Source organism: Streptomyces sp. NPDC057617 (assembly GCF_042800555.1).
Lineage (GTDB): Bacteria > Actinomycetota > Actinomycetes > Streptomycetales > Streptomycetaceae > Streptomyces.
Map to the genome: position 1 here is coordinate 146,158 of NZ_JBHVGV010000005.1, position 25,651 is coordinate 171,808.

Below are 25,651 nucleotides of genomic sequence, written 5' to 3' on the forward strand. Positions count from 1 at the left end.
GACACCATCTGCCCCACCCAGCAAGCGGAGCTGCCGCCATGCCGTCCAACGACGTCCGGATCCTGCTGCACACCGCCGTTCCCACGGCCGCCGCCGGCGTGATCGCCACGGTGGTCGCCGGTGTGGCCGCGGGCGGCAAGGGTGCTCTGGGGGCCGGTGTCGGGACGCTGGTGGTCGTGCTGTTCATGGGTATCGGGCTGGTGGTCCTCCAGCGCACGGCGGCCTCACTGCCGCATCTGTTCCAGGCGATGGGGCTGATGCTGTACACGGCACAGCTCCTGCTGCTCTTCATCTTCGTGGCCGCGTTCAAGAACACCACCTTGTTCAACCCGAAGGCCTTTGCCATCACGCTCGTTGTGGCGACTCTCGTCTGGGTCGCCGCTCAGGCCCGCGCCCATATGAAGGCCAAGATCCTCTACGTCGACCCCGCCGCCTCCTCCGAGAAGTCGGGGTCGTCGGCGTGAGGAGTAGGGCCGGGATAAGTGCCCGTTCGAAATCCTGCTATCGTCCGGTGCCAACTGCGGCATTGCGGGCGCGGGCATCCGAGCTGACGCCTGTTCTCACGCGAGGCTCACCGCCCGACCGCCGTCCCCACATCCGTACCACCCCCAGTCCAGTGCCGAACCGCGGCTCCGCGCCGCGCCGACACAACGAGGTTGCCGTACCTATGCGCCATGCTGAAGGAGCCCGCGGTGAGTGCTGACCCGACGCAGGTGCTCGCCTTCGAGACCGACTGCCACATCTTCGAGGGATGTGGCTTCCCGGCACCCGGCCTGCACTCGTTCCTGTTCGAGCCCATCGTGGGCAGCCCGGACAGCAACCTGTACTTCAACAAGACGATGCTGCTGGCGCTGCTCGGTTCCCTCATCATCGTGGTCTTCTTCTGGGCCGCTTTCCGTAAGCCGAAGGTTGTCCCGGGCAAGCTTCAGATGGTGGCCGAGGCCGGGTACGACTTCGTACGCCGCGGGGTCGTCTACGAGATCATCGGCAAGAAGGAGGGCGAGAAGTATGTACCGATCGTCGTCTCCCTCTTCTTCTTCGTCTGGATGATGAACCTCTGGTCGATCATCCCGGTCGCCCAGTTCCCGGTGACGGCGATCATCGCCTACCCGGCGGTGCTCGCGTTCATCGTCTATGTCCTGTGGGTGTCGCTCACCTTCAGGCGCCACGGCTTCGTCGGCGCCTTCAAGAACTTCAGCGGTTACGACAAGTCGCTCGGCCCGGTTCTGCCGCTCTCGATGGCCATCGAGCTGTTCTCGAACCTGCTGATCCGCCCGTTCACCCACGCCGTGCGACTCTTCGCGAACATGTTCGCGGGCCACACGCTGCTGCTGCTCTTCACGATCGCGAGCTGGTACCTGCTCAACGGCATCGGTATCGCCTACGCCGGCGTCTCGTTCGTGATGGTCATCGTCATGACCGTCTTCGAGCTCTTCATCCAGGCCCTTCAGGCGTATGTCTTCGTGCTGCTGACGTGCAGCTTCATCCAGGGCGCGCTCGCCGAGCACCACTGACCGTCCTCCGTCCCAGACCCCACAGTCGTCCGGTGGCCAACCCCCACCGGTCCGTGAAAGAGAAGGAAGAACTGGCATGTCCGAGACTCTTGCCGCCGTATCCGGTTCGCTCGGCTCCATCGGCTACGGCCTGGCCGCGATCGGCCCCGGCGTCGGCGTCGGCATCATCTTCGGTAACGGCACCCAGGCCCTCGCCCGCCAGCCCGAGGCGGCCGGCCTGATCCGTACCAACCAGATTCTTGGTTTCGCGTTCTGTGAGGCGCTCGCCCTCATCGGTCTGGTCATGCCGTTCGTCTACGGCATCTGATCGCTCACGACCAGTCCCACTAGACGAAAGGCACTGATGTGAGCCCACTGCTCAATATCGCGGCTGAGGAGATGGAAAACCCCCTCATTCCGCCGATTCCCGAGCTTGTCATCGGTCTGATCGCCTTCGTCATCGTCTTCGGCTTCCTCGCCAAGAAGCTCCTCCCGAACATCAACAAGGTTCTGGAAGAGCGCCGAGAGGCCATCGAGGGTGGCATCGAGAAGGCGGAGGAGGCCAAGACCGAGGCCCAGAGCGTGCTGGAGCAGTACAAGGCCCAGCTCGCCGAAGCCCGCCACGAGGCCGCGCGTCTCCGCCAGGAGGCCACCGAGCAGGGCGCCGTCATCATCCAGGAGATGAAGGCGGAGGGGCAGCGGCAGCGTGAGGAGATCATCGCCGCCGGTCACGCCCAGATCGAGGCCGACCGCAAGGCCGCGGCCAGCGCGCTGCGCCAGGACGTGGGCAAGCTCGCCACGGAGCTGGCCGGCAAGCTGGTCGGTGAGTCCCTGGAGGACCACGCCCGGCAGAGCCGCACCATCGACCGCTTCCTCGACGAGCTCGAGGACGGCGCCGAGAAGGCCGAGGCCAGGCGATGAACGGAGCGAGCCGCGAGGCACTGGCAGCCGCACGCGAGCGTCTCGACGCGCTGACCGACAGCACGTCGGCCGACGCGGCGAAGCTCGCCGGGGAACTGGCCGCCGTAACCGCGCTGCTCGACCGCGAGGTGTCGCTGCGCCGGGTTCTTACCGACCCGGCGCAGCCCGGCGAGGCAAAAGCCGAGCTGGCCGGACGGCTGCTGAGCGGCCAGGTGAGCGGCCCGGCCGCCGATCTGGTCTCCGGCATGGTCCGCTCCCGCTGGTCGCAGCCGCGCGATCTGGTCGACTCCGTCGAGGAGCTGGCCGCCATCGCCGAGCTGACCGCCGCCCAGCGGAACGGGACGCTCGACGACGTGGAGGACGAGCTGTTCCGGTTCGGCCGGATCGTGGAGTCCAGCACCGGGCTGCGCGCCGCGCTGACCGACCGGTCCGCCACGGTCTCCGCCAGGACCGCGCTGCTCAGTGAGCTGCTCGGCGGCCGTGCCGATCCGGCCACGGAACGCCTGGTTGTGCGCCTTGTGACGCAGCCCCGTGGACGTAGCCTGGAAGCGGGTCTCCAGACCCTGTCCCGGCTCGCCGCGGCGCGCCGGGACCGGATGGTCGCGGTCGTCACCTCGGCGGTACCGCTCACCGACGGACAGAAGCGGCGCCTCGGCGCGGCACTGGCGAAGCTGTACGGCCACCCGATGCACCTGAATCTGGACGTGGACCCCGAGGTCCTCGGCGGGATCTCGGTGCGGGTCGGCGACGAGATCATCAACGGCACGGTCGCGGACCGTCTCGCGGAGGCGGAACGGCGGCTCGCCGGCTGACTCGCGGAGCGCCGGGCAGCAGCGGCAGGCAACAGAACAGAGCAGCACCAGCGGCCCGGTTGGGCCGTGCAGAGATTGCAGAAGATTCCTGGGGGTCGCCCCCAGACCCCGAGATACGCAGACCCCCAAAGAAACTTCGGGCCCAACAAGGAGAGCAGGGAACCCAGATGGCGGAGCTCACGATCCGGCCGGAGGAGATCCGGGACGCGCTGGAGAACTTTGTCCAGTCGTACAAGCCGGACGCGGCCTCGCGCGAGGAGGTCGGTACGGTCAGCGTGGCCGGCGACGGTATCGCGAAGGTCGAGGGCCTTCCCTCGGCCATGGCGAACGAGCTGCTGAAGTTCGAGGACGGCACCCTCGGTCTCGCCCTCAACCTTGAGGAGCGCGAGATCGGTTCGATCATCCTCGGTGAGTTCAGCGGTATCGAGGAGGGGCAGTCGGTCACCCGTACCGGCGAGGTCCTCTCCGTCGCCGTCGGCGAGGGCTACCTGGGTCGCGTCGTCGACCCGCTCGGCAACCCGATCGACGGCCTCGGCGAGATCGAGACCGAAGGCCGCCGCGCCCTTGAGCTTCAGGCTCCGGGCGTCATGGTCCGCAAGTCCGTCCACGAGCCGATGCAGACCGGCTACAAGGCCGTCGACGCCATGGTGCCGATCGGCCGCGGCCAGCGTCAGCTCATCATCGGCGACCGCCAGACCGGCAAGACCGCGCTGGCCGTCGACACGATCATCAACCAGCGCGACAACTGGCGCTCGGGCGACAGCAACAAGCAGGTCCGCTGCATCTATGTCGCCATTGGCCAGAAGGGCTCCACCATCGCGTCCGTACGCGGTGCGCTGGAGGAGGCGGGCGCCCTCGAGTACACGACGATCGTCGCCGCCCCCGCGTCCGACCCGGCCGGCTTCAAGTACCTGGCGCCGTACACCGGCTCGGCCATCGGCCAGCACTGGATGTACCAGGGCAAGCACGTTCTGATCATCTTCGACGACCTCTCGAAGCAGGCCGACGCCTACCGCGCGGTGTCCCTGCTGCTGCGCCGTCCGCCGGGCCGTGAGGCCTACCCGGGCGATGTCTTCTACCTGCACTCGCGTCTGCTGGAGCGCTGCGCCAAGCTCTCCGACGACCTGGGCGCCGGTTCGATGACGGGTCTCCCGATCGTCGAGACGAAGGCCAACGACGTGTCGGCCTTCATCCCGACCAACGTGATCTCCATCACCGACGGCCAGTGCTTCCTGGAGTCCGACCTGTTCAACGCCGGGCAGCGGCCCGCGCTGAACGTCGGTATCTCGGTCTCCCGAGTCGGTGGTTCCGCCCAGCACAAGGCCATGAAGCAGGTCTCCGGCCGACTGCGTGTGGACCTCGCCCAGTACCGCGAGCTGGAGGCGTTCGCGTCCTTCGGCTCCGACCTGGACGCGGCCTCCAAGGCGGCCCTGGAGCGCGGCAAGCGCATGGTCGAGCTGCTGAAGCAGCCGCAGTACTCGCCGTACCCCGTCGAGGAGCAGGTCGTCTCCGTCTGGGCCGGCACCACCGGCAAGATGGACGACGTACCGGTCCTCGACATCCGCCGCTTCGAGACCGAGCTGCTGGAGTACCTGCGCCGTGAGCGCAAGGAGCTGCTGACCAGCATCGCCGAGGGCGGCAAGATGTCGGACGACACGCTCCAGTCCATCGCCGACGCCATCGCCGCCTTCAAGCGGCAGTTCGAGACCTCGGACGGCAAGCTCCTCGGCGACGACGCGCCGGCCGTCAACGTCTCCAAGTGACGACGGAAGGGACCTGACTCATGGGAGCCCAGCTCCGGGTCTACAAGCGTCGCATCCGATCCGTCACCGCGACCAAGAAGATCACCAAGGCGATGGAGATGATCGCCGCCTCGCGCATCGTCAAGGCGCAGCGCCATGTGGCGGCCTCCACGCCGTACGCGACCGAGCTGACCCGCGCGGTCACCGCGGTGGCGACGGGGTCGACGACCAAGCACCCGCTGACCACCGAGGTGGAGGCGCCGGTCCGTGCCGCGGTCCTGCTCATCACGAGCGACCGCGGTCTGGCCGGCGGCTACTCCTCGAACGCCATCAAGGCGGCGGACCGGCTCACCGAGCGGCTCCGTGGTGAGGGCAAGGAGGTCGACTCGTACATCGTCGGCCGCAAGGGTGTCGCCTACTACACCTTCCGTGAGCGCAAGATCGCGGACTCGTGGGGCGGCTTCACCGACAACCCGACGTACGCGGACGCCAAGCGGATCGCGGCGCCGCTGATCGAGGCCGTACAGCAGGACACGGCCGAGGGCGGTGTCGACGAGCTGCACATCGTCTTCACCGAGTTCATCTCGATGCTGACGCAGACGCCGGTGGAGCACCGGCTGCTGCCCCTCAGCCTCGAAGGCGCGGCCGAAGAAGCGGGCACGAAGGGCGAGATCCTTCCGCTGTACGACTTCGAGCCCTCCGCGGAGGACGTCCTCGACGCCCTGCTGCCGCGGTACGTCGAGAGCCGTATCTACAACGCGCTGTTGCAGGCCGCCGCCTCCAAGCACGCCGCCACCCGGCGCGCGATGAAGTCGGCGACCGACAACGCGGGAGAGCTGATCAAGAGCCTCTCCCGGCTTGCCAACGCGGCCCGCCAGGCCGAAATCACCCAGGAAATCAGCGAGATCGTCGGAGGCGCGAGCGCCCTGTCCGACGCCACCGCGGGGAGTGACAGGTAAATGACGACGACTACCGAGAATGCTGTGACGGCCGCGGCCACGGGCCGCGTCGCCCGGGTCATCGGCCCGGTCGTCGACGTGGAGTTCCCCGTCGACGCGATGCCGGACATCTACAACGCGCTGCACGTCGAGGTCTCCGACCCGGCCGAGGCCGGCAAGAAGAAGACGCTGACCCTCGAAGTCGCCCAGCACCTGGGCGACGGCCTGGTACGCGCCATCTCGATGCAGCCCACCGACGGTCTGGTCCGCCAGGCCACCGTGACCAACACGGGCGCCGGGATCACCGTCCCGGTCGGCGATGTGACCAAGGGCAAGGTGTTCAACACCCTCGGTCAGATCCTGAACCTGCCCGAGGCCGAGTCGCAGATCACGGAGCGCTGGCCGATCCACCGCAAGGCCCCGGCCTTCGACCAGCTCGAGTCCAAGACCGAGATGTTCGAGACCGGCCTGAAGGTCGTCGACCTGCTGACCCCGTACGTCAAGGGCGGCAAGATCGGTCTGTTCGGTGGTGCGGGCGTCGGCAAGACCGTCCTCATCCAGGAAATGATCATGCGTGTGGCCAATCTGCACGATGGTGTTTCCGTGTTCGCCGGCGTCGGTGAGCGCACCCGTGAGGGCAACGACCTGATCGACGAGATGGCCGAGTCGGGCGTGCTCGACAAGACCGCGCTGGTCTTCGGTCAGATGGACGAGCCGCCGGGCACCCGTCTCCGGGTGGCGCTCTCCGCGCTGACCATGGCGGAGTACTTCCGCGATGTGCAGAAGCAGGACGTGCTGCTCTTCATCGACAACATCTTCCGCTTCACCCAGGCCGGTTCCGAGGTCTCCACGCTGCTCGGGCGCATGCCCTCCGCGGTGGGTTACCAGCCGACCCTGGCGGACGAGATGGGTGTGCTCCAGGAGCGCATCACCTCGACCCGTGGTCACTCGATCACCTCCATGCAGGCGATCTACGTGCCCGCGGACGACCTGACCGACCCGGCCCCGGCCACGACCTTCGCGCACCTCGACGCGACGACCGTGCTGTCGCGTCCGATCTCGGAGAAGGGCATCTACCCGGCGGTGGACCCGCTGGACTCGACGTCCCGCATCCTGGACCCCCGTTACATCTCGCAGGACCACTACGACGCGGCCAGCCGGGTCAAGGGAATCCTGCAGAAGTACAAGGACCTCCAGGACATCATCGCGATCCTCGGTATCGACGAGCTGGGCGAGGAGGACAAGCTCGTCGTCCACCGTGCCCGCCGCGTCGAGCGCTTCCTGTCGCAGAACACCCACGCCGCCAAGCAGTTCACCGGTGTGGACGGTTCCGACGTACCGCTCGACGAGTCGATCACCGCGTTCAACGCGATCTGCGACGGGGACTACGACCACTTCCCCGAGCAGGCGTTCTTCATGTGCGGTGGCATCGAGGACCTCAAGGCCAACGCCAAGGAGCTCGGCGTCTCCTGAGCCTTGTGCTTGCAGAGGGGGGCGGGTTCGTCCCGCCCCCCTCCGACGCTCTCTCCGACAACCCATAGAATCAAGACCGACACCCGGCGGAAACCGTCGGGTGGTGACCCGAGGAGCCACCCTTGGCCGCTGAGCTGCATGTCGAGCTGGTCGCCGCGGACCGCAGTGTCTGGTCCGGCGAGGCCACCCTGGTCGTCGCGCGCACCACGTCCGGCGACATCGGCGTCATGCCCGGTCACCAGCCGCTGCTCGGTGTGCTGGAATCGGGCCCGGTGACCATCCGTACGAGTGATGGTGGAACGGTGGTGGCCGCGGTGCACGGCGGCTTCCTCTCGTTCGCCGACAACAAGCTTTCGCTGCTGGCGGAGATCGCCGAGCTGGCGGACGAGATCGACACCCAGCGCGCGGAGCTGGCGCTGGAGCGTGCGAAGTCGGACGAGGACGATGCCGCCCAGCGGCGCGCCGATGTCCGGCTGCGTGCGGTGGCGGTGCGCTGAGCCCTGCCACAACGGTTCTACCCTCAGCCGCGGCCCTGGCTGGACTTCTCCAGACCGGGTCGCGGCTGAGGCGATGCAGGTGCGGTTTGTGTTCCGGTACTGAACGAGGCGAGGAGGTCGGTGGTGATGGTCCTCGCTCTGCTCGTCTGCGGACTGGTGGTCGTACTGGTCGCGGTGGGGCTCTTCGTCTTCGGACTGCGCCGGCGGCTGATCCAGCGCTCCGGCGGGACATTCGACTGCAGTCTGCGCTGGAACGTGCCGGAGGAGCCCGATCTCTCCGGCAAGGGCTGGGTGTACGGGGTGGCCCGCTACAACAGCGACCGCATCAACTGGTTCCGGGTCTTCTCGTACGCCCCGCGCCCGCGCCGTACGCTGGAGCGCTCCGCGATCGAGGTGCTGGCACGCCGGGCGCCGGAGGGCGAGGAGGAGCTGGCGCTGCTCTCGGACGCGGTGATTCTGGGCTGTGTGCACAAAGGGGTACGGCTGGAACTCGCGATGAGCGATGACGCGCTGACGGGCTTTCTGGCGTGGCTGGAGGCTGCGCCGCCGGGACAGCGGGTGAATGTGGCCTGAGGGCCGCGGCTTGTACGGCCTTGCTTGAGGCATACGGGGCTTGTACGGCCTTGCCGAGGCATGCGGAAGGGGGCGGCGCTCAGGCGCCGCCCCCTTCGTCATGCCGTGCCGGTGGTTATCCGATGCCGTTCTTGACCGCGGTCACCAGCTCGCCGTTCGAGGTGTCTCCGGTGAAGTCCCAGAAGAAGGCACCTCCCAGGCCCTGCTGCTTCGCCCAGGCCGTCTTGGTCGCGATGGTGGCCGGGGTGTCGTAGCTCCACCAGTTGCTGCCGCACTTGGCGTACGCGGTGCCCGCGATGGTGCCGGTGGGCGGGCAGGTGTTCTTGAGGACCTTGTAGTCCTCGATGCCCGCCTCGTACGTTCCGGGAGCCGCGCCCGTCGCGCTGCCGCCCGGGGCGTCCTGTGTCACTCCGGTCCAGCCGCGCCCGTAGAAGCCGATGCCGAGCAGCAGCTTGTTCGCCGGCACGCCCTGCGCCTTGAACTTGGCTATCGCGTCCGCGGAGTTGAAGCCCTGCTGCGGGATGCCCGGGTACGAGGTGAGCGGGGAGTGCGGGGCCGTCGGGCCCTGCGCGGCGAAGGCGCCGAAGAAGTCGTACGTCATGACGTTGAACCAGTCCATGTACTGGGCCGCGCCCGCGTAATCGGCCTTCTCGATCTTGCCGCCGGTCGAGGCGTCCGCCGTGACGGCCGCCGTGACCAGGTTGTTCGAGCCGAACTTGGCGCGCATGGCCTGCATCATGTTCTTGAACGCCGCCGGACCGCTGGTGTCACAGGTCAGACCGCAGGCGTTCGGGTACTCCCAGTCCAGGTCGATGCCGTCGAAGACATCGGCCCAGCGCGGGTCCTCCACCAGGTCGTAGCAGGACTGCGCGAAGGCCGTCGGGTTCTGTACGGCCTGGCCGAAGCCGCCGGACCAGGTCCAGCCGCCGAAGGACCAGAGGACCTTGATGTGCGGGTACTTGGCCTTCAGCTTGCGGAGCTGGTTGAAGCTGCCGCGCAGCGGCTGGTCCCAGGTGTCGGCGACGCCGTCGACGCTCTGGTCGGCGGTGTACGCCTTCTCGTAGTCGGCGTACGAGTCACCGATCGTGCACTTGCCGCCGGTCACATTGCCGAAGGCGTAGTTGATGTGCGTGATCTTGGCTGCGGAACCCGAGGTGTCCAGGTTCTTGACGTGGTAGTTGCGGCCGTAGACGCCCCACTCGGTGAAGTAGCCGAGCTTGACCTTGCCGCCGGGGCCCGGGTCCGTACCGCCACCGCCGGTCGTACGGACCGCGCGGGCGCCGCTGACCGGGCCCGTCTGGTCGGCGCTGTCACGCGCCTGGACGGTGTACGAGTAGTCGGTGCCCGCGGTCAGGCCGGAGTCCGTGTACGTCGTACCGGTGACCGTGGCGACCTTCGTACCGCCCCGCAGGACGTCGTAGTTCTTGATGCCCTTGTCATCGGTGGCCGCGGCCCAGCTCAGCGTCACCGAGTTGTTGGTGATGTTGCTGGCGGTGGGGGTGCCGGGCGCCGAGGGCGGGTTGTCGCCGGGGACGCTCGGGCCGCCGTCGCAGGACGCGCCGTTGAGCTTGCAGCCCGAAGGGGCGCCCGAGCCGCTGCCGTTGAAGCCGAAGCTCACCGAGGCGCCGGGGGCGAGGGTGCCGTTGTACGACTTGTTCTTGGCGGTCCAGTGGTTGGCCGAACCGGTGATGTCGGCGTCCCAGCCGGAGGTGACGGCGGTGCCGGAGGGGAAGTCCCACTCCACCGTCCAGGAGCTGAGGGTGGTGGTACCGGTGTTCTTCACCGTCCACTTGCCCTCGAAGCCCGTGCCCCAGTCGGAGGCCTTGGTGTACGTGGCGGTCGCCGAGGCGGCCGCCTCCGCCGGGCTGGCGAGACCGACCAGGGCCGCGAGCGGAAGCAGCAGCGCGGTCAGGCCCGCGACTGCCTTGGATCTGAATCGCGGTCTGTGGAGGGCGGGTTGGATGTTCAAGCGTGCTCCTCAGGTGAGTACCGGAGTATCAGTACCGGAGTACCGGACTGAGCGGGGGTGGGTCCGTGCACTGCTCACCCTGCGACGGCTCACCGCAGCGTGTGCGGTGAGAGTAGGAAGGTCTGGACCACTCGTCAATAGGTCCAGACCAAAGGCGAGGTGGGGCGCGGCGAGGGCCCGCTGTCGGCGCGCCCGCGGGCAGGCCGGGGGCGGACCTGCCGGCTGCTCAGGGGTCCGGCCCCGGGCGGGCCGTCGCCGCTCCGGAAGAGCCGCAGTTCAGGGCGCTTGGTAAGGCCTTTCCGGCCGGATCCCCAACTCCTGTGCCAGCACCGCCGCTTGGACCCGGCTGCGCAGTTCGAGCTTGCCGAGCAGACGGCTCACATGCGTCTTCACCGTAGCCTCCGCCAACGTCAGGCGTACGGCGATCTGCGCGTTCGACAGCCCCTCGCCGAGACAGCCGAGCACCTCGCGCTCCCTGCGCGTCAGGACGTTCAGCATCTCGGGATCCGGCCCGTCGGCCTGCCGTACGGGCGCGGGCGCGGCGAACTCCGCGATCAGCCGGCGGGTCACGGCCGGGGCGATCAGGCCCTCGCCGCGGGCCACCGTCCGTACCGCCGCGAGGAGTTCGGCGGCCTCGGCGCTCTTCAGCAGAAAGCCGGACGCGCCGGCGCGCAGCGCCCCGAAGACATACTCGTCCAGATCGAAGGTCGTCAGCATCAGGACGTCCGCGAGCCCCTCGCCGACCACCGCCCGGGTCGCCGACACCCCGTCGAGCCGCGGCATCTGCACGTCCATCAGCACCAGATCGGGGCGGAGTTCGCGGGCCATCGCGACCGCCTCCTCGCCGTCCGCGGCCTGCCCGACGACCTCGATGCCGGGCGCGCTGCGCAGGATGAGGACCAGGCCCGCGCGTACCGCCGACTGGTCCTCGGCGACCAGCACCCGGATCGTCATGCCGTACCGCTTCTCGCCATGCCGCGTCTCGTCATGCGGCTTCTCGTCAAGCCGTACCGCTTCATGCCGTACCGCTTCTCGTCATGCTGCATCGCTTCCTTCCGTGACGGGCAGCTCGGCCCGTACCCGCCAGATCTTGCCCGTCCCGTCCCCGGTGGTGGCCGGGCCCGCCTCGAACTCCCCGTCCAGCAGCGCCACCCGCTCCCGCATCCCGACCAGACCGGCCCCGGAGCCGGGCGCGCGCGGCCCCGGCACCATGGGTGCCTCGCCGAACGGGCTGCTGACGCACACGGTAAGCGCCCGCTTGGAGCGGGCCAGCTCGACGGTGACGGTGCCGGGGGCGGCGTGCTTGAGGGCGTTGGTGAGGGACTCCTGGACGATGCGGTACGCGGCCAGCTCGACGGGGGCGGGGAGGCCGGGGGTACGGCTGCGGGAGTCGGCCGGAGGGTCCTCTTCTTGCCGGTCCTGTTGCGGGTCCTGCTGATCGTGGTGCTCGTGGTGGTTGTTCGGCCGGCCGGTGTGGCGGTCGTACGGCTGGTCCTCGCGGCGGTCGTCCAGGGTGAAGGCGAGACCGCTGGACGCGCCGTTCGTACGGGCCTGCTCCAGCAGTGTGTCCAGTGCGCGCAGGGTCGGCGCGGCGGCCGGCTCACCGTCCCCGCTGCCGTCCCGCAGCAGCCCGATCAGTCTGCGCATCTCGGCCAGCCCCTCGACGCTGTTCTCCCGGATGACGGAGAGCGCCTCCCGGGTCGTCCGCTCGTCGCCCAGGGAGAGCGCGGCGGTGGAGTGGATCGCGATCGCCGAGAGATGGTTGGCGACCATGTCGTGCAGCTCACGGGCCATCCGGGCGCGCTCCGCCCGTACCGCCTGACCGCGGTCGATCTCGGCCAGCAGCGCGGTCTGCTCGGCGCGCAGCCGCGCGGCCTCGGCGGCGTCGCGGTGGTTGCGCACCACGGCGCCGGTGGTGGCGGGGGCGAAGCTGAGCAGCCCGGTGACCACGCCCAGCAGCAGGGCCGCCACCTCATGGATCCAGGCGACCATCCCGATCGTCACGGCGACCGTGATCAGCGCGGTGGTCCAGGGGATACGGCGGGCCGCGGCCGGTGTCCCGTACAGCACCGCCGCGTACATCAGGTCCGTGAACATCACGACCGTCGCCAGACTGCCGGTGGTGAACTGGTCGGCGACCAGCGCGAGTGTGCCGAGAATCACGGTCAGCCGCGGGGTGGTCCTGCGCAGTGTCTCCAGACCGGCCATGACGGTCATCGGCAGGAGCACCCAGGCCCCGGACAGCGGCCGGCCCTGAGGGGTGGTGTGCAGCCCGACGGCCCACAGCACCAGACCGCCGAGCAGCCCGGCCGCGGCGATCAGCAGATCGTCGCGGTGCGGGCGGCCGCGGACGGCACGGCCGTCACGGTACGGGCGCCGGAACGGGAGCGGGAACGGGAGCCGGAGCCGGGCGGAAGCGCTTGCACTCACCCGCCCATCAAACACGCTCCACGCGGCTTTCGGCCTCCCCATCCCGGGGGAGCGCCCGGTACATCGAAGGATGCAGTCACGGTTCGTCACTGACGACGACGTGCCCCGGCGGTACGGCCGGGAGTCTGGAGGGGACCGGAAGGAGAGGTCCGTGATCGTCACGCTGATCATCGTCTGCGAGGTCGGCTTCTGGGTACTGCTGGCCGCCGGACTGGCCCTGCGGTACCTGGCGGGGATGCCGCGGCTGGGCGCCGCCGTCCTGCTGCTGGAGCCGCTGCTGGAGATCGTTCTGCTGGCCGTCACGGCCGTCGACCTCAAGAACGGCGCCGAGCCCGACTGGAAACACGGTCTGGCCGCGCTCTACATCGGCTACACCGTCGCCTACGGCCACTACACCGTCAAATGGATCGACGGCCACGCCGCCCACCGCCTCGCCGGCGCCCCGCCCCCACCCAAACCCCCACGCCACGGCACCGCCCGAGCCCGCCACGAAGCCAGACTCTGGCTCCGCACGGTCCTGGCCGCGGCAGTCGCCGTAGCCCTGCTCCAACTGGCGATCTGGTACGTGGACGACGCGTCCAGCACGGGCCCCCTCACCGACTGGCAACTCAGCGCCCTGCGGCTCGTGGGCATCCACGGGGTGATCGCCCTGACGTACACGATCTGGCCGAAGAAGCCGGGGGCGGCCGAGACTGCTGCCGATGTGGAGCGGTCGTCGTCGATGACGAAGAACTGAGGGGAGGGGATTGCCGGTTCAGGGCCGGGGGAGAGGCAGCTTCGGCATCCGCGGGTGGTGCGGGAGTGGCTTCAGCGGTCGGTGAGCAGTTCCGCGTCGTGGGCAAGGACCGCGGCCTGTACGCGGTTGGCGCAGCCCGTGCGGGTGAGGATTCGGCTGATGTGTGCTTTGACCGTGCTCGCGCTCAGGTACAGCTCGTCGGCGATCTCGGCGTTGGAGAGGCCGGTGCCCAGCAGTCGCAGCACGTTCCGCTCGGCGGCGGTCAGGGTTTCGACCTTGTCCCGGGCGGCCTGGGTGTCCTGGGCGGAGCGTACGTGGCGTTCCATCAACTGCCGGGTGATACGAGGGGCCAGCACGGGTTCGCCGGTGGCGGCGAGGCGTACCGCGTGGATCAGTTCGGTGGGGCCGGTGTCCTTGAGGAGGAAGCCGCTCGCGCCGACCCGCAGGGCCCGTGTCACGCTCTGCTCCTTGCCGAAGGCCGTGAGCATCACCACGTGAGTGGACGGGGAGATACGGGCGATGTCCTCGGCGGCTGCGATGCCGTCCCTGGCCGGCATCTGGATGTCGAGCAGTGCCACGTCGATCGTCCGGTCCCGGCAGGCCACGACGGCTTCGTGGCCGTCACCCGCTTCGGCCACCACCTCGATGTCCTCGGCGTTCTCCAGGATCAGCCTGATACCGGCGCGCATCAACGCCTCGTCGTCGGCTATGAGGACTCGGATCACCGCTTCATCCTAGGGCGGCTTCATCCCCGCATCCCCGAGCGGCTTCATCTCAGAGCGGCCATCGCCAGGAGCATGATCAGGAAGGTCGCCGTGGGCAGGATCACGAGCGTGGCCGCGCAGCCCGCGCCCAGCACCCGTGGCCAGGTGAGGACTTCGTCCGACAGCGGAGGGCTGGTTCCTGTGGGCGGGGTGCCCGACGGGGGTACGGCGAGGGCGTGTACGGCCAGGGCAGGTACGGCCACGGTGGTGCCGTCCGGACGGCACGGCAGTACGGCGGCCAGGCGGAACCCGCCGTCGGGCAGAGGGCCGGCCGCGAAAGAACCCCCGAGCAGTGCGATCCGCTCCTCCAGGCCGGCCAGCCCGCTGCGGCTTCCGGTCCCCTGGTGACGTCCCGCGCGCGGCGCCTCGTTGGTGACGGAGACTTCGATCCAGCCGGGGCTGCTGCCCTTGCCGCCGGGGTCGCCCTTGCTGCCGGAGCTGGTCCTGCCGCCGGGGCTGCTGCCCCTGCCGCCCAGGCTGATCCCGTCGGCGGGGCTGATCCCGACCCGCACCCGCGTGGGCGCACCGGACGCGTGCTTGAGTACGTTCGTCAGCCCCTCGCGGACCACGCGGTGCAGCGACTGGCGCGTGCGCGGGCCCGGTTCGGCCGTGTCGGGGAGCGACCAGTCGAGTTCGACGGTGACACCCGCCTGCCGGGACTCCGCCACCAGAGCGGTGATGTCCTCGCGCGTTCCCCGGTTCGCGTCGGGCTCGGGCACCGCCGCCGCCACGTCCTCGCGCCGCAACAGGCCCAGGATGTCGCGCAGTTCCTCCATCGCCGTACCGGCGGTCGTACGCAGCAGCTCGGCCTGCCCGGCCAGCGGCGGTGCCTGGCGCGCGGCGGCCAGTTCCAGCGCCCCGGCGTGCACCGATATCAGGCTCAGCCGATGGCCGAGGAGATCGTGCATCTCACCGGCGATACGGGTACGTTCCTCCAGCCGCGCCGCGGCGGCGGTCAGTGAACGGGCCTGTTCCAGATAGGCGTTGCGTTCGCGCAGCAGACTGACCAGGGGCCGGCGCCGCCCCAGCAGGACCCCGGCGAAGGCCGGGAGCAGCACCAGGAGTACGGCGGAGACGCCGTTCCCGGCCAGCTCCTCCGCCCAGACGCCCGGCCGGAACAGCCGTACCGCGACCGTCAGCACCGCGACCACCGCGCAGGCCGCCCATACGGCGTGCCACGCGCGGCGAGGCGGCGCGATCCGGCGGGTGGCGGGCAGCACGATCAGCGGTACGACCGCCAGCACCCAGATGTTGGGGCCGACGAGCAGCGGTCCCGTACCCAGCACCGCCAGAACCGGTCGACCGCGCCGCAGCGGCATCAGCAACGCCGCGTACAGCGCTTCCAGTACGGCCAGGACCGGCCGGTCCGGGGGCAGCAGCAACAAGGGGATCAGTCCGAGGGCAGCTGTCAGCAGACAGCCCAGCGCCTCGGCGGCGACGGTACGGCGCGGGGCACGGCGCACGGCGGCCCAGCCCTCCGCCGCCCCGCGCAGCAGCGACCGCACGGCGTGTGCCGGCCGCAGCGACCGTACGGTGTCCGCCGACCGGGCGCGGCGCGACACGTGCCGCATGGTGTCCGCCGAGCCCACCGGCCGTACGGTGTGCGCCGTCCCGGACGTCGCGGTGGCGCGCGCCGTCCGGGACCCGGCAGTGGCGCGTGCCCTTCCGGACCCCGCGCGTGCCCATGCCCGTCGCGTACGTTCGAGCACGCGCCTCACCGTCATCCCTGCCCTCGCCCTGGGGTGCGTCCGCGGTGTGTCCGCGCGGCAACGGTAGCGTCGGCCGACCCGGCCGGAACATCACGGGGTCGGTCCCTCACGCGCTCGGTTCACGCGCTCAGCCGGAGACTCAGGTCCGTCTTCAGCGCGGTCAAGTCCACGCCCAGCGTGCGCAGTTGTTCCGGGACCGGTCCCTCGGCATCGTCGAGAAGCGCCGCCACGAGGTGCACCGTTCCGACGCCGGGAGCGCCGTGCTCGGCGGCGGTGAGCCGGGCCACGGCCAGGGTACGTTCGGCCGCGGCGGAGAACGGTACGTCGCCGGACACGGGGAGCGGATCGACGGCGCGGGCCGACCGGGTCAGCGACGCAGGGCGTACTCCGTGGGTACGCAGCAGACCGGCGGCTTCGTTGGCGGCCGCCAGCGCCTCGGGCAGCGACCGCCGGGCGACGGACAGCGCCCGGTCCAGGCCCAGGACGGCCAGCAGCAGATCGACCGGTTCCGCCGCGCTCCGTCCGCACCGTACGGCCTGGCGTTTGGCCTCCACGGACACCGCGAACAGGACGGGCGTACCGTCGTCGAGGCTGCCGGACGTCCACGCCATCACTTTGCGCGCCAGCCAGTTGCTCCGGTCCTCCAGCAACCCGGCCCTGCGCAGGACGGCGACGGCAGCGGACTGCGGCCGTTCGGTGCCCAAGCCCTCGGTGCCTGAGCCCTTGGTGCCCGGTTCTTCGGCTCGCGCCTCTTCGGCTCCCGCCGCGGCCCGGGTGTCGAGCGTGTCCAGCGCGGCGTACGCGGCGGCCAGGTCCAGCCGCCGCAGCGCGCACGCTTCGCGCGCCCTGGTGCCGGGGAGGTCCAGCAGCGCGCGGGCCACATGGCGGGAGAACACACCGGGGCATCCCTCCGCGCGAGCGAGCCGGAAGGCGTGGCGCAGGCAGGCGCGCAGCGCGCCGGACGGCTCGGGCCATGGCCGGTCGCCCGGCGCGTCCCCTCCGCGGAGGCGCCGCGCGGTGTGCCACTGGGCCAGGCGCCAGGCGGCGTCGACCTCGTGCTCGTCATCGGATACGGCCGAGGTGTCGCTGCTGCCATCGCTGCTGCCATCGCCGTCACCGGTGCTGTCGGCGCTGTCGGTGTCCTCGGTGCTGCCGTCGTCGCTGACCCATCCATGCCCCGCCTTGCCCGCGATCATCCCGCTCAGTGAACCGGCCCGCCGCATACCGGGGGCGATCGCCTCACCGGCTGCCGAGTCACCCAGGACCAGTGCGGCCAGCAGGTCCTCCGTGCCCACATCCGGGGACTCACGCTTGTGCGCGCGGAACAGCGTCTCGGCAAGAAGGTCGATGAGGTCGGACTCGAACTCCGTTGCCCCGGCGCCGAGTTGTGCGGAGTCGGTTGTCCCGGCGTCGGTGCGCGACGTGAGCGGAGGTCGATTTTCCATCGGGTTCCCTCGGGGTTCGGGGTGGCGGCGGCGGTGGCCCGGTCCGCGACCGACGCTAGGCGCGCGCCCCGTACCGCCGCATCGGCCGACTGGCCATGCCCACAGTCCGATCGGCCACAGCCTCACCGCTCGGCGAGGCGATCGGCAACGGGCCCTCCGCTCCCCGTCAGCCCTCCGCTCCCCGTCAGCACTCCGGTCTATCAGCAGCCCGGTCCAACAGCAATCCGGCCCGTCACCCTCCGGCCTGCGGGAACGTCTCGAAGGCGCCGGGAAGGCATCCGCCGCCGCCCCCCGGCCGTCACGATCCGTAGCCAGTAAGCCCCACACGCGCCACCCTGGGGTGTCAATAGCCTATTCGGGCGCTATTGTCCACATATGCACGATGTTCGATGCGTCCGGGGCACCCGGCAGTGCCCCCGGACCGCCGCCGGACAGCGCCCCCGTCGACGACAGAGCCCGGCGCCCGCCGCGTCGCCCGGGGCGGCATAGACGTGGGAGAGCCGGGAGGGCACGGAGCGTACGGTGACAGTCCGTACGGAGACGACCGCACCGCGGAAGAGGTGGAGCGCGTCCTGGCGGGGTTGGTGCGGGACACCGGTGCGCACATCGGCGCCGTGTATCTGCTGATCCCGGAGGACCAGGTGCTGCGCATGGTCGTGGTGACCGGCGTGTCACGGCACGTGGCCAGTCCATGGACCCGGGTGGCACTGGCCGCGCCCGTGCCGGTGGCCGAGGCGGTGCGCGAGGGCCGGCACGTGTGGGTGGCGAGCCATACGGAGCTGGCGCACCGTTTTCCCCGTACCGCGCTCGCACTGCCGTACCACGTCGCCCTGAGCGTCGTACCCCTGACGTCAGGCACCACCCGCTGGGGCGCCGTGCTCCAGATATGGCCCGGTACGCACGCTCCCGAGCTGTCGCGCCGGGAGGCACGGGTGACCAACGACGTCCGCCACCGGCTCAGCCGCCTCCTGCGGCTGGCCGCGGACGACGGGCATCCGCTGCGGCCCACGGATCTGCGCATCGTGGACCCGCCGCCCACCCGGCACGAACAGCCCGGAGCCGAGCTGACGGAACGCTTTCCGGAGGGCGTCTGCGCGCTGGACCTCGAAGGCCGTATGACATTCCTCAACGGCAAGGCCGCCGAGCTGCTGGGCCGCGGCCACCGCGACCTGCTGGGGGCGAGGCCCTGGGAAGCCCTGCCGTGGCTGAACGACCCGGTGTACGAGAACTCGTACCTGGCGGCGCTGTTCAGCCGGCTCCCCACCCCCTTCGTCGCCCTGCGGCCCCCCGACCACTGGCTGGCCTTCACCCTCTACCCCGACTGCACGGGCATCAGCGTCCGCATCACGCCCACTGATCCACCCGGTCACGACCGCGAGCCGTTCCTGACCCCGCCGGTCACGGCGCAGGCCCGCCCGGGCGCCCTGTTCCATCTGCTGCACCTGTCCACGGCCCTGACCGAGGCCGTGGGGGTCAAGGACGTCGCCGAGGCGGTCACTCGCCAGATCATGCCCGTCATCAACGTCCAAGGGCTGGCGGTGCTCACCGCCGACGAGGGAAGGATCCGGGTCGTCGCCGCCCGCGGCTTCCCGTCGGGAGTCGCGGAGTACTTCGACGGCCTCCCCCTGACCGCGGAGGGCGCGAGCCTGCGGGCCATCGCGACCGGCGCCCCCGCGTTCTACGCGAACAACGAGGAGCTGCGGCGCACCTATCCGCACATCGAGCTGTACCGGAAAATGGCCGCTTTCGCCTATCTGCCGCTGTTCGCCTCCGGCCGTACGATCGGCTGCTGCGTCCTCGGGTACGACCAGCCGCACCCCTTCTCGCCGCAGGAGCGCGCCGGTCTCACCTCGCTGGGCGGAGTGATGGCGCAGGCGCTGGAGCGGGCCCGTCTCTTCGACACCGAGAACCAGGTCGCGCGGGGTCTCCAGGCCGCGCTGCTGCCGCACGACCTGCCGCGGATCCCCGGCCTCGAAGTCGCCGCCCGCTATCTCCCGGCGACCCGCGGCATGGACATCGGCGGCGACTTCTACGACCTGATCCGGCTGGACGACACCTCGGCCGCGGCCGTCATCGGCGACGTACAGGGCCACAATGTGAACGCCGCCGCTCTCATGGGGCAGGTCCGCACGGCCGTCCACACCCACGCGAGCGCGGGCGCGCCGCCGGACGAGGTGCTCGCGCGCACCAACCGCCTGCTGATCGACCTGAGTTCGAGCCTGTTCACAAGCTGCCTGTACGCCCATCTCGACCTGCGGCACAACCGGGCCCGCATCGCGTCCGCCGGCCACCTGCCGCCCGTACTGCGCCATCCCGACGGGCGTACGGAGATCCTGGACGTACCGAACGGGCTTCTGCTCGGCATCGAGCCGGAGGCCGAGTACCGGACCGTCGAAGTGCCGCTGCCCCCCGGCGCCGTACTCGCGCTCTACACCGACGGTCTCGTCGAAGCACCCGGCACGGATCTGGAGACGGCCATCGGGGAACTCGCCGCCAGGCTGGCGGAAGAGGCCCCGGAGCCCCTGGACGCACTCGCGAAGACCCTTGTCCGCTGCGCCGGCCGGGCCCGCCAGTCCTCCCGGGGCGGCGACGACATCGCGCTGCTGCTGATGAAGATCGCCCGCTTACGGGGCCGAGTGCGTGGACGGGTACGTGGCCGGTGCGCTCGGCGGGGCGAGGCGTACACGGAGGGCTTCGGTGTCGGGCACGAACCAGAGCTGGGTGCCACGATTGCTCTCACGGACGAAGTCGCGCAGCGCGGTGCTGGCTTCGGTGTACGAGGTGATGTCGCCCACGATGGCAAGCTTCAGGCGGTAGTTGGCGAACTTCTGGACGATCTCGCCGGCGAGCCGGGTGCTCAGCCGGAAGAAGTCGTCCGTGAACCGCGCGACCGGCACCACGGCCCAGACGGCGCCGTGATACATCCCCTCGCCGATCACATCGGTCGCGGCCCGCTCATCACCGAGCGGAGGCCCGTCGGGCGCGCACATGAGGACGGGGGTGCCGTCGAGATGCTGGAGTACGTCAGGCACGGGCGGTGTCCCTTTCTCATTCCGGCTGTGTGTGAAGGGTGTTGATGACCTTCAGCAGGTCGGCGGTGGTGTCCAGAGCACCCAGGACAATGATCTTGAGGGTGGCCCGCTCCTCGTCGTACACGGTCTCGACCCGCAGACGGTCACCGCTGCCCTGACTGCCGTCGCGGCTGAGGGCGAGAGCCATGACGGTGTTGGTCAGCCTGGTCATCGCCTCGGGACTGATGGCATCGATCTGCACGATGCTGGACACCTCGGCATACCGAGTCCGCCGCACGGGCGGAGGCACCGGACTCCCGGTGAACGCCTCCAGGTCCTCCCGGGCGATCCGGTACTGCTTCCCCACCCGCGTCGCCTTGAGCCGCCCGTCCCGTACATAACCCCGCACGGTCTTGACATGCAGATCCAGCAGCCCGGCCACCTGCTCCACCGAATAGAACTCGCGCACCGAACCTTGCCCTCCGAGCACACCACTCCCTTTCCTTCCTCAAGGTAACACCTAATGGGTCAGGATGGGGAAGGAAAGGGAGTGGGTGACCTTCTGGCGTGAAACCCGCCAAGCTCAGTGACCGTGGGCGAGGCAAGTCGGGGTGGCAATGGGTGCGGCGACCCGGGCGGGCCTGCCGCCCGTCAGGCGCTGGTACCGGTGGCGGCGACGAGTTCGCGTACCCCCGCCGTCCGAGGATGCCGGGAGCGCAGTTCGGCGACGATTTTCCGGATCGCCGGACGGTCGCGCACTTCGCCGGGCGAGACGCGAACCGCGGAGAGCAGCTCTGCCGCCGTCTGCTCCGGCTTGGCGCGTTGCCACCAGGCTCGGCCGAGGTCGGTGTGCATGCGACCTTTCCGCTCGGGCGTCTTGAACTGACCTTCGTGCAGCCCGCGGCCGACTTCCAGTGCGGAGCCGGCGTCCCCCAGCGCCCAGTGGACACCGACGGCGTACAGATCGACGGCGGCCGGGGTCAGCGGGAACAGTCGGCCGTCCGGCGCTCCGTCAGGAAGACCGCGGGCGGCTCGGGTGGCTTCGCCGATCATGGTCAGGGCCTGGTCCCGGTCGCCGGCGACCGCCGCGGTGTAGGAGGTGGTGCACAGCATTTGCGCATAGGCGGAGGCCTGCGCGTCGGTGCGGAGACCCGTAGCTTCCACCCGAGCGACGGCGTCCAGGATATGCCGCTGCGCGGCGGCGGACTGGTCCTGGTGGCGCAGTACGATGCTCAGCTCGCGTGCCGCCGCGGCGGCGACGAGCGGGGAGCCGGACAGCTCCGCGTACACCGTGGCGCGGTCGGCGGCCAGCCGGGACTGGTCGTACCGCCCGATCTTTGTCAGGACCTGGGAGGCGAGGCTGTAGGCCGACGACAGCCGGGCGACAGGCATCTCCTGCCGACCATGGGCGGCATGATGGGCGTCGGCGAGCAGGCCAGGCAGCACTTGGAGGAGTTTGGCGTTCTGGCCGACGTCGAAGTGGTGGCGCGCGGTCGCGAGCCTGGTGTCGAGCGGAATCTGTGAACCGGTGGGGCCGGGCATGCTGGCAAGCGCGTTTTTTGCGGCGCAACTCTATTGGCTGGTGGGGGCCTTAACCCGAGTGACGCCACAAGGACATGCGCCGGAACACCAACCTCGCGGGCGGCGTCCTGGAGGAGTGCCAGGTCGGAGTGTCGGCCGTGTCGCTCAAGGCGGGAGACGGTCGAGGCGGAGCAACCAATGCGTGCGCCCAGGTCTGCTTGGCGCCAGCCGCGGGTCTGTCGCCCCACCCGGACGAGTCCGCCGGGGTCGTGGTGATCAACGAGCGTACGGACCTGGCTGGTGCTCCACAGCGGATCGGTGCTCATCGGGCTCCCCGGATGGCAGGCGTGCCGTCCACCCACGGTAGGCGGAGCCTGACATTACGTACATGTGTGCGGGATCTGCACATGCGATGCGGGAAGCCGCAGTCGATCACTGGCGGTGGCCGGTGACCGGTCTTCTGGAGGTGCGGCTCCGCTCTGGGGGGCGGGGCCCCGACCATGGAGGACAGCATGGCAACAGCAGTCGAGACCAAGGTCCGTGACCCGCGGGACTTCGTGAAGCCCGAGGTCTGGGACCGTGGGGCCAGGGCCTGGGGATGTGCTGCGGTCGGCTGGCTGACACCGCGGTGCACGTGTTCATCCTGGACACCAGGAACTATCGCGAGTGGTGCCACGAGCAGTTCGACGGCCGTTTCCTGGAGCACATCCCTGAGATCGAGTTCAAGTACGACGGCTCGGTGGAGCGCACGGCGCGGATCATCGCCGACAATGGCTTCGCGGTCGACTGGAAGCTGTGGGAGCGGGATTACGCCAAGTGCGGTCCTTGTCGCCCCGGGGAGGACTGCCACTGACTCGCCGGCTCGGTCCGGTCGGGGCCCGGCAGCCGCTGTGCTGCCGGGCCCTGGTGCGTGCACTGCCGGCATTCGGGCGAAAGGCGTGATCCCGTCGTGGCGTACGGGACTGCTGGGTACGGTGTCCAGTCCGTAGGACCCTTCCCGGAGGAAGCGCATGCCCCGCGAGTCGGCCAATCTGCCCGAGTACTGGGACGGCTACAAGCCCCATCGCGGCGACGGCGAGCAACAGGCGCCGGAGGCGGACGTGTTCGCCTGGACCCAGTACGACGGGCACGGCCCGGGTGCGGAGTTCCTGGGCAGCCCTCGGACCGCGCTGGAGTTGGGCTCGGCCGAGGGCAAGGAGGCCGTGCAGCTCGCCCGTACCGGCGTTCTGGTGACCGCGCTCGACTTCTCCGCCGCGCAGATCGCCCGCGCCCGCCGCTGGTGGGACGGCACGCCGGGGCTGGCCTTCGTCCACGCCGAGGCCTGCGACCACCTCACGCGTACGGACACGACGTACGACACCGTCTTCTCCATCTGGGGCGCGATCTGGTTCACCGACCCCGCCGATCTGATCCCGCTCGTCGCCAAGCGCCTCAACCCGGGCGGCATTCTCGCCTTCTCCCAGGCCGAACCGATCGAGGGGTACGAGGGCCCGCAGCCGATGTACGGCAATGGCCTCGCCGGCCGCAAACTGCCGCTTGTGCGCTGGTCGTACGCCCCGGACTGGTGGGCCGACCTCCTCAAGCGCCAGGGCTTCACCGACGTCGACGCGCAAGTCCTCGCGGCCCCCGACCCGGCCGACGTCGGCACGCTGATGGTCCGCGCCCGCATCCCCGCGTAGGGGTTACTGGCCCACCCGTCCGTCGACGCACTCGCGCAGCAGGTCGGCGTGTCCGCAGTGGCGGGCGTACTCCTCGATCCTGTGCACCATCAGCTCCCGGACCGCGATCCCGTCCTTCCCCACACGCTCGCTCAGATCCGGGTGCTCGGCCAACGCGGCGTCGGTCGCGGTCTGTTCGCGCTCCAGGTCGGCGTACGCGGCGTCGACCACGGTCTGGTCGGCGATGGCTCCGTTGAAGTCCGCGTCACGCTCGCCGTACAGCTTGGGCAGCGGATCACCGTCGCTGATCCAGTTGCGCCAGTCCCGTTCGACCTCGACGAGGTGCCGGACCAGACCGAGCAGCGACATCGTCGACGGCGGAACCGACCGGCGGGCCAATTGCTCCGCGTCCAGGCCCTCGCACTTCATCCGCAGGGTCAAGCGGTAGTCCGCCAGAAAGTCCAGCAGCGTCGCAAGCTCGCCGTCCGGACTGGCTCCGTCCCTGTTACGGGGGTCGTCGTCCGGGTCGGCCCACATGTCGGGGTAGACGGTTGCCTGGGTCCATCGCGCCGGTTGATCACTCTGGTCACTCATGCGCCCATGTTCGGCCGCGAGGGCCCGGGCTCGCCAGTGCATTGCGTTGCAGGAACCGCCTCCGGCTGTCGGGCCGGAGGCGGTTCTTTGCGTCCTGGGTGTGGGTCAGTTCACGCCCACAGCGTTCAGGATTGCCGTTTCGACCTGTTCGGCGGCGTTCCGGTGGCCCCTGGCGTTGGGGTGTACGAGGGCCGGCTGGTCGGGGAAGCTGGTGAAGATGCCCTCCACCCACTTGCCGGTGTCGCAGACGCTGTGGTCCCGGGTGGAGTCGTAGAGGTTGACGAAGCGGGCGTCGTCGTGGGTGCCGGCCGACTTCTCGATGGCCTCGTTGAGGGGTTCCAGGACGTCCTGGCGCAGCCAGTCCAGGTCGCCCTGGGTGACCGGGCCGAACTGTCCCCAGTCGTTGTACCGGCACTTGGACGTGTCGTTGGGGACGATCGTGGGGTAGCCGACGGCCAGGATCTTGGCCTTCGGGGCGCGCTTGTGGAGCGTGGCCAGCATCTCGTCGTAGTCGCGGCTCACCTTGGCCAGCCTGCCGGGGATGCCGTCGGCCAGCTCGTCCTTGCACGGGGTCCCCGCGCCCCCGCTGCCCGAGCCCAGTTCCAGGCACTTGAAGACGATGTCGCCGAACCCGAGGGTGTTGCCGCCCACCCCGACGGTGACCACATCGGTGCCGGGGCCCACCGCCTCGGACTGGGGAGGTACCGGCGGGAAGGGGTAGTCCGGGTCCTCGGCGAAGGGCGGCAGGTGACGCCCGATCGGCTCCTGGGCCTTGGAGGTGACGTCCTCGATGGTGGCGGCCCCGCAGCTCACGTTGGTCAGGTCGAACAGTCCGCCGAGGTCGCGGTCGATGACCTGCGGATAGGACCGGTCGGTACGCTCGCAGCCGTCACGGGGCACTTCGAAGGTGTCGCCCGCGGCCGGGATGACCCCGGCGGTGTACGAGTCGCCCAGGGCGACCCAGTCGTAGCTCGCCGCGGCGGCCGCCGGGGCCGCGTCGGCGAGTTGCACGGGGACTTGGGCGCATGCGGCGAGAGCCACGGCGGAACCCAGTACGGCGAGTCGAGTACGGACACTTGCCACGAATCCTCCAGGGATACGGCGTTGCTGACGCCATGACCGTAGAGAGAACGTTACTCCGTGCACTAGATCCAATACGGACGGTCACTATCGATCATGAAATCCGGACCGTGAGCGGGGCGGGCTCCGGGTACCGACCGGTCACGTCCGCTATGTGACGGACTCGGGCGCTGATTTGTGCGATGTGGAGCAGACCATGATCGGCCCGCACGGTCCCGGCCTGTTGAGTGATTCTCGGTGGCTGTCCTGTTTGTGATCATCGATGGCCCCGCCCATCGCCAATCA

Annotated in this window: 23 protein-coding genes and 2 pseudogenes; 14 read left to right on the forward strand and 11 right to left on the reverse strand. The window is 69.8% G+C overall.

The window, feature by feature from the left end; translation table 11 throughout:
- Positions 1 to 38 precede the first annotated feature (38 nt).
- The 10 genes from ACFU9P_RS14585 to ACFU9P_RS14630 all read left to right on the forward strand — a co-directional run bounded on the left by ACFU9P_RS14585 (position 39) and on the right by ACFU9P_RS14630 (position 8,449).
- A complete protein-coding gene (locus ACFU9P_RS14585; protein WP_376371934.1) occupies positions 39 to 464 on the forward strand; it encodes a hypothetical protein in 426 nt (141 codons plus the stop codon).
- A gap of 228 nt (positions 465 to 692) precedes the next feature.
- Positions 693 to 1,514, forward strand: a complete 822-nt coding sequence (gene atpB, locus ACFU9P_RS14590; RefSeq protein ID WP_376371931.1) for a F0F1 ATP synthase subunit A — start codon at positions 693 to 695, stop codon at positions 1,512 to 1,514.
- Positions 1,515 to 1,590: 76 nt separating this feature from the next.
- Complete coding sequence (gene atpE, locus ACFU9P_RS14595) at positions 1,591 to 1,821, forward strand: ATP synthase F0 subunit C (RefSeq protein WP_376371928.1); 231 nt, start codon at positions 1,591 to 1,593, stop codon at positions 1,819 to 1,821.
- Positions 1,822 to 1,859: 38 nt separating this feature from the next.
- Positions 1,860 to 2,414: a F0F1 ATP synthase subunit B gene (locus ACFU9P_RS14600; RefSeq protein ID WP_384080335.1), complete on the forward strand. Its 555-nt coding sequence runs from the start codon at positions 1,860 to 1,862 to the stop codon at positions 2,412 to 2,414.
- Positions 2,411 to 3,226: a F0F1 ATP synthase subunit delta gene (locus ACFU9P_RS14605; RefSeq protein ID WP_384080338.1), complete on the forward strand. Its 816-nt coding sequence runs from the start codon at positions 2,411 to 2,413 to the stop codon at positions 3,224 to 3,226. The genes ACFU9P_RS14600 and ACFU9P_RS14605 overlap by 4 nt, the downstream gene beginning before the upstream one ends.
- A gap of 167 nt (positions 3,227 to 3,393) precedes the next feature.
- Positions 3,394 to 4,989, forward strand: coding sequence for a F0F1 ATP synthase subunit alpha (atpA, locus tag ACFU9P_RS14610; RefSeq protein ID WP_376371919.1), 1,596 nt, complete (start codon positions 3,394 to 3,396; stop codon positions 4,987 to 4,989).
- A gap of 20 nt (positions 4,990 to 5,009) precedes the next feature.
- Positions 5,010 to 5,927: a F0F1 ATP synthase subunit gamma gene (locus ACFU9P_RS14615; RefSeq protein WP_384080341.1), complete on the forward strand. Its 918-nt coding sequence runs from the start codon at positions 5,010 to 5,012 to the stop codon at positions 5,925 to 5,927.
- A complete protein-coding gene (gene atpD, locus ACFU9P_RS14620; protein ID WP_376371913.1) occupies positions 5,928 to 7,379 on the forward strand; it encodes a F0F1 ATP synthase subunit beta in 1,452 nt (483 codons plus the stop codon). It begins immediately after the preceding gene.
- A 122-nt stretch (positions 7,380 to 7,501) separates the two neighbouring features.
- Positions 7,502 to 7,876 (forward strand): F0F1 ATP synthase subunit epsilon, encoded by a 375-nt coding sequence (locus ACFU9P_RS14625; protein ID WP_376371911.1) that lies wholly within the window; start codon positions 7,502 to 7,504, stop codon positions 7,874 to 7,876.
- A gap of 126 nt (positions 7,877 to 8,002) precedes the next feature.
- Positions 8,003 to 8,449: a DUF2550 domain-containing protein gene (locus ACFU9P_RS14630; protein ID WP_046496055.1), complete on the forward strand. Its 447-nt coding sequence runs from the start codon at positions 8,003 to 8,005 to the stop codon at positions 8,447 to 8,449.
- A 115-nt stretch (positions 8,450 to 8,564) separates the two neighbouring features.
- Here ACFU9P_RS14630 and ACFU9P_RS14635 read toward each other — a convergent pair whose 3' ends face one another.
- The 3 genes from ACFU9P_RS14635 to ACFU9P_RS14645 all read right to left on the reverse strand — a co-directional run bounded on the left by ACFU9P_RS14635 (position 8,565) and on the right by ACFU9P_RS14645 (position 12,743).
- Positions 8,565 to 10,418: a glycosyl hydrolase family 18 protein gene (locus ACFU9P_RS14635; protein ID WP_376371908.1), complete on the reverse strand. Its 1,854-nt coding sequence runs from the start codon at positions 10,416 to 10,418 to the stop codon at positions 8,565 to 8,567.
- Positions 10,419 to 10,694: 276 nt separating this feature from the next.
- Positions 10,695 to 11,372: a response regulator gene (locus ACFU9P_RS14640; RefSeq protein ID WP_384080346.1), complete on the reverse strand. Its 678-nt coding sequence runs from the start codon at positions 11,370 to 11,372 to the stop codon at positions 10,695 to 10,697.
- 81 nt (positions 11,373 to 11,453) lie between these two features.
- Positions 11,454 to 12,743 carry a sensor histidine kinase gene (locus ACFU9P_RS14645; RefSeq protein WP_384081006.1) on the reverse strand — a complete coding sequence of 430 codons (1,290 nt, stop codon included), beginning with the start codon at positions 12,741 to 12,743 and terminating at the stop codon, positions 11,454 to 11,456.
- Between the two features lie 256 nt (positions 12,744 to 12,999).
- Between ACFU9P_RS14645 and ACFU9P_RS14650 the strand changes: the two genes are divergently transcribed.
- A complete protein-coding gene (locus tag ACFU9P_RS14650; RefSeq protein ID WP_384080349.1) occupies positions 13,000 to 13,584 on the forward strand; it encodes a hypothetical protein in 585 nt (194 codons plus the stop codon).
- A gap of 71 nt (positions 13,585 to 13,655) precedes the next feature.
- Here the strand turns inward: ACFU9P_RS14650 and ACFU9P_RS14655 are convergent, their stop codons facing one another.
- The 3 genes from ACFU9P_RS14655 to ACFU9P_RS14665 form a co-directional block, all read right to left on the reverse strand.
- Positions 13,656 to 14,309 carry a response regulator gene (locus ACFU9P_RS14655; protein ID WP_384080352.1) on the reverse strand — a complete coding sequence of 218 codons (654 nt, stop codon included), beginning with the start codon at positions 14,307 to 14,309 and terminating at the stop codon, positions 13,656 to 13,658.
- A 44-nt stretch (positions 14,310 to 14,353) separates the two neighbouring features.
- Positions 14,354 to 15,910, reverse strand: coding sequence for a sensor histidine kinase (locus ACFU9P_RS14660; protein WP_384080355.1), 1,557 nt, complete (start codon positions 15,908 to 15,910; stop codon positions 14,354 to 14,356).
- A gap of 266 nt (positions 15,911 to 16,176) precedes the next feature.
- Positions 16,177 to 17,502, reverse strand: coding sequence for a Clp protease N-terminal domain-containing protein (locus tag ACFU9P_RS14665; RefSeq protein WP_384080358.1), 1,326 nt, complete (start codon positions 17,500 to 17,502; stop codon positions 16,177 to 16,179).
- A gap of 491 nt (positions 17,503 to 17,993) precedes the next feature.
- On the opposite strand from ACFU9P_RS14665, the pseudogene ACFU9P_RS14670 reads away from it, so the two are divergent.
- A pseudogene (locus tag ACFU9P_RS14670) lies at positions 17,994 to 20,114 on the forward strand (SpoIIE family protein phosphatase); the annotation flags it as partial.
- 12 nt (positions 20,115 to 20,126) lie between these two features.
- On the opposite strand, the gene ACFU9P_RS14675 reads toward ACFU9P_RS14670, so the two are convergent.
- The 3 genes and pseudogenes from ACFU9P_RS14675 to ACFU9P_RS14685 form a co-directional block, all read right to left on the reverse strand.
- Positions 20,127 to 20,492 (reverse strand): DUF4180 domain-containing protein, encoded by a 366-nt coding sequence (locus tag ACFU9P_RS14675; RefSeq protein ID WP_384081008.1) that lies wholly within the window; start codon positions 20,490 to 20,492, stop codon positions 20,127 to 20,129.
- Positions 20,493 to 20,550: 58 nt separating this feature from the next.
- Entirely contained in the window at positions 20,551 to 21,003 is a 453-nt protein-coding gene (locus ACFU9P_RS14680) for a helix-turn-helix domain-containing protein (protein ID WP_384080361.1), read from the reverse strand.
- Positions 21,004 to 21,164: 161 nt separating this feature from the next.
- Positions 21,165 to 22,360: pseudogene (locus ACFU9P_RS14685) on the reverse strand (helix-turn-helix domain-containing protein).
- Positions 22,361 to 22,668: 308 nt separating this feature from the next.
- Between ACFU9P_RS14685 and ACFU9P_RS14690 the strand changes: the two are divergent.
- Together ACFU9P_RS14690 and ACFU9P_RS14695 are read left to right on the forward strand one after the other, a co-directional pair.
- Positions 22,669 to 22,887, forward strand: a complete 219-nt coding sequence (locus tag ACFU9P_RS14690) for a hypothetical protein (RefSeq protein ID WP_384080364.1) — start codon at positions 22,669 to 22,671, stop codon at positions 22,885 to 22,887.
- 157 nt (positions 22,888 to 23,044) lie between these two features.
- A complete protein-coding gene (locus ACFU9P_RS14695) occupies positions 23,045 to 23,713 on the forward strand; it encodes a class I SAM-dependent methyltransferase (RefSeq protein WP_384080367.1) in 669 nt (222 codons plus the stop codon).
- 3 nt (positions 23,714 to 23,716) lie between these two features.
- Here the strand turns inward: ACFU9P_RS14695 and ACFU9P_RS14700 are convergent, their stop codons facing one another.
- Together ACFU9P_RS14700 and ACFU9P_RS14705 are read right to left on the reverse strand one after the other, a co-directional pair.
- Complete coding sequence (locus ACFU9P_RS14700) at positions 23,717 to 24,286, reverse strand: DinB family protein (RefSeq protein WP_384080370.1); 570 nt, start codon at positions 24,284 to 24,286, stop codon at positions 23,717 to 23,719.
- Between the two features lie 105 nt (positions 24,287 to 24,391).
- Positions 24,392 to 25,369: an SGNH/GDSL hydrolase family protein gene (locus ACFU9P_RS14705; RefSeq protein WP_384080374.1), complete on the reverse strand. Its 978-nt coding sequence runs from the start codon at positions 25,367 to 25,369 to the stop codon at positions 24,392 to 24,394.
- Positions 25,370 to 25,651 lie beyond the last annotated feature (282 nt).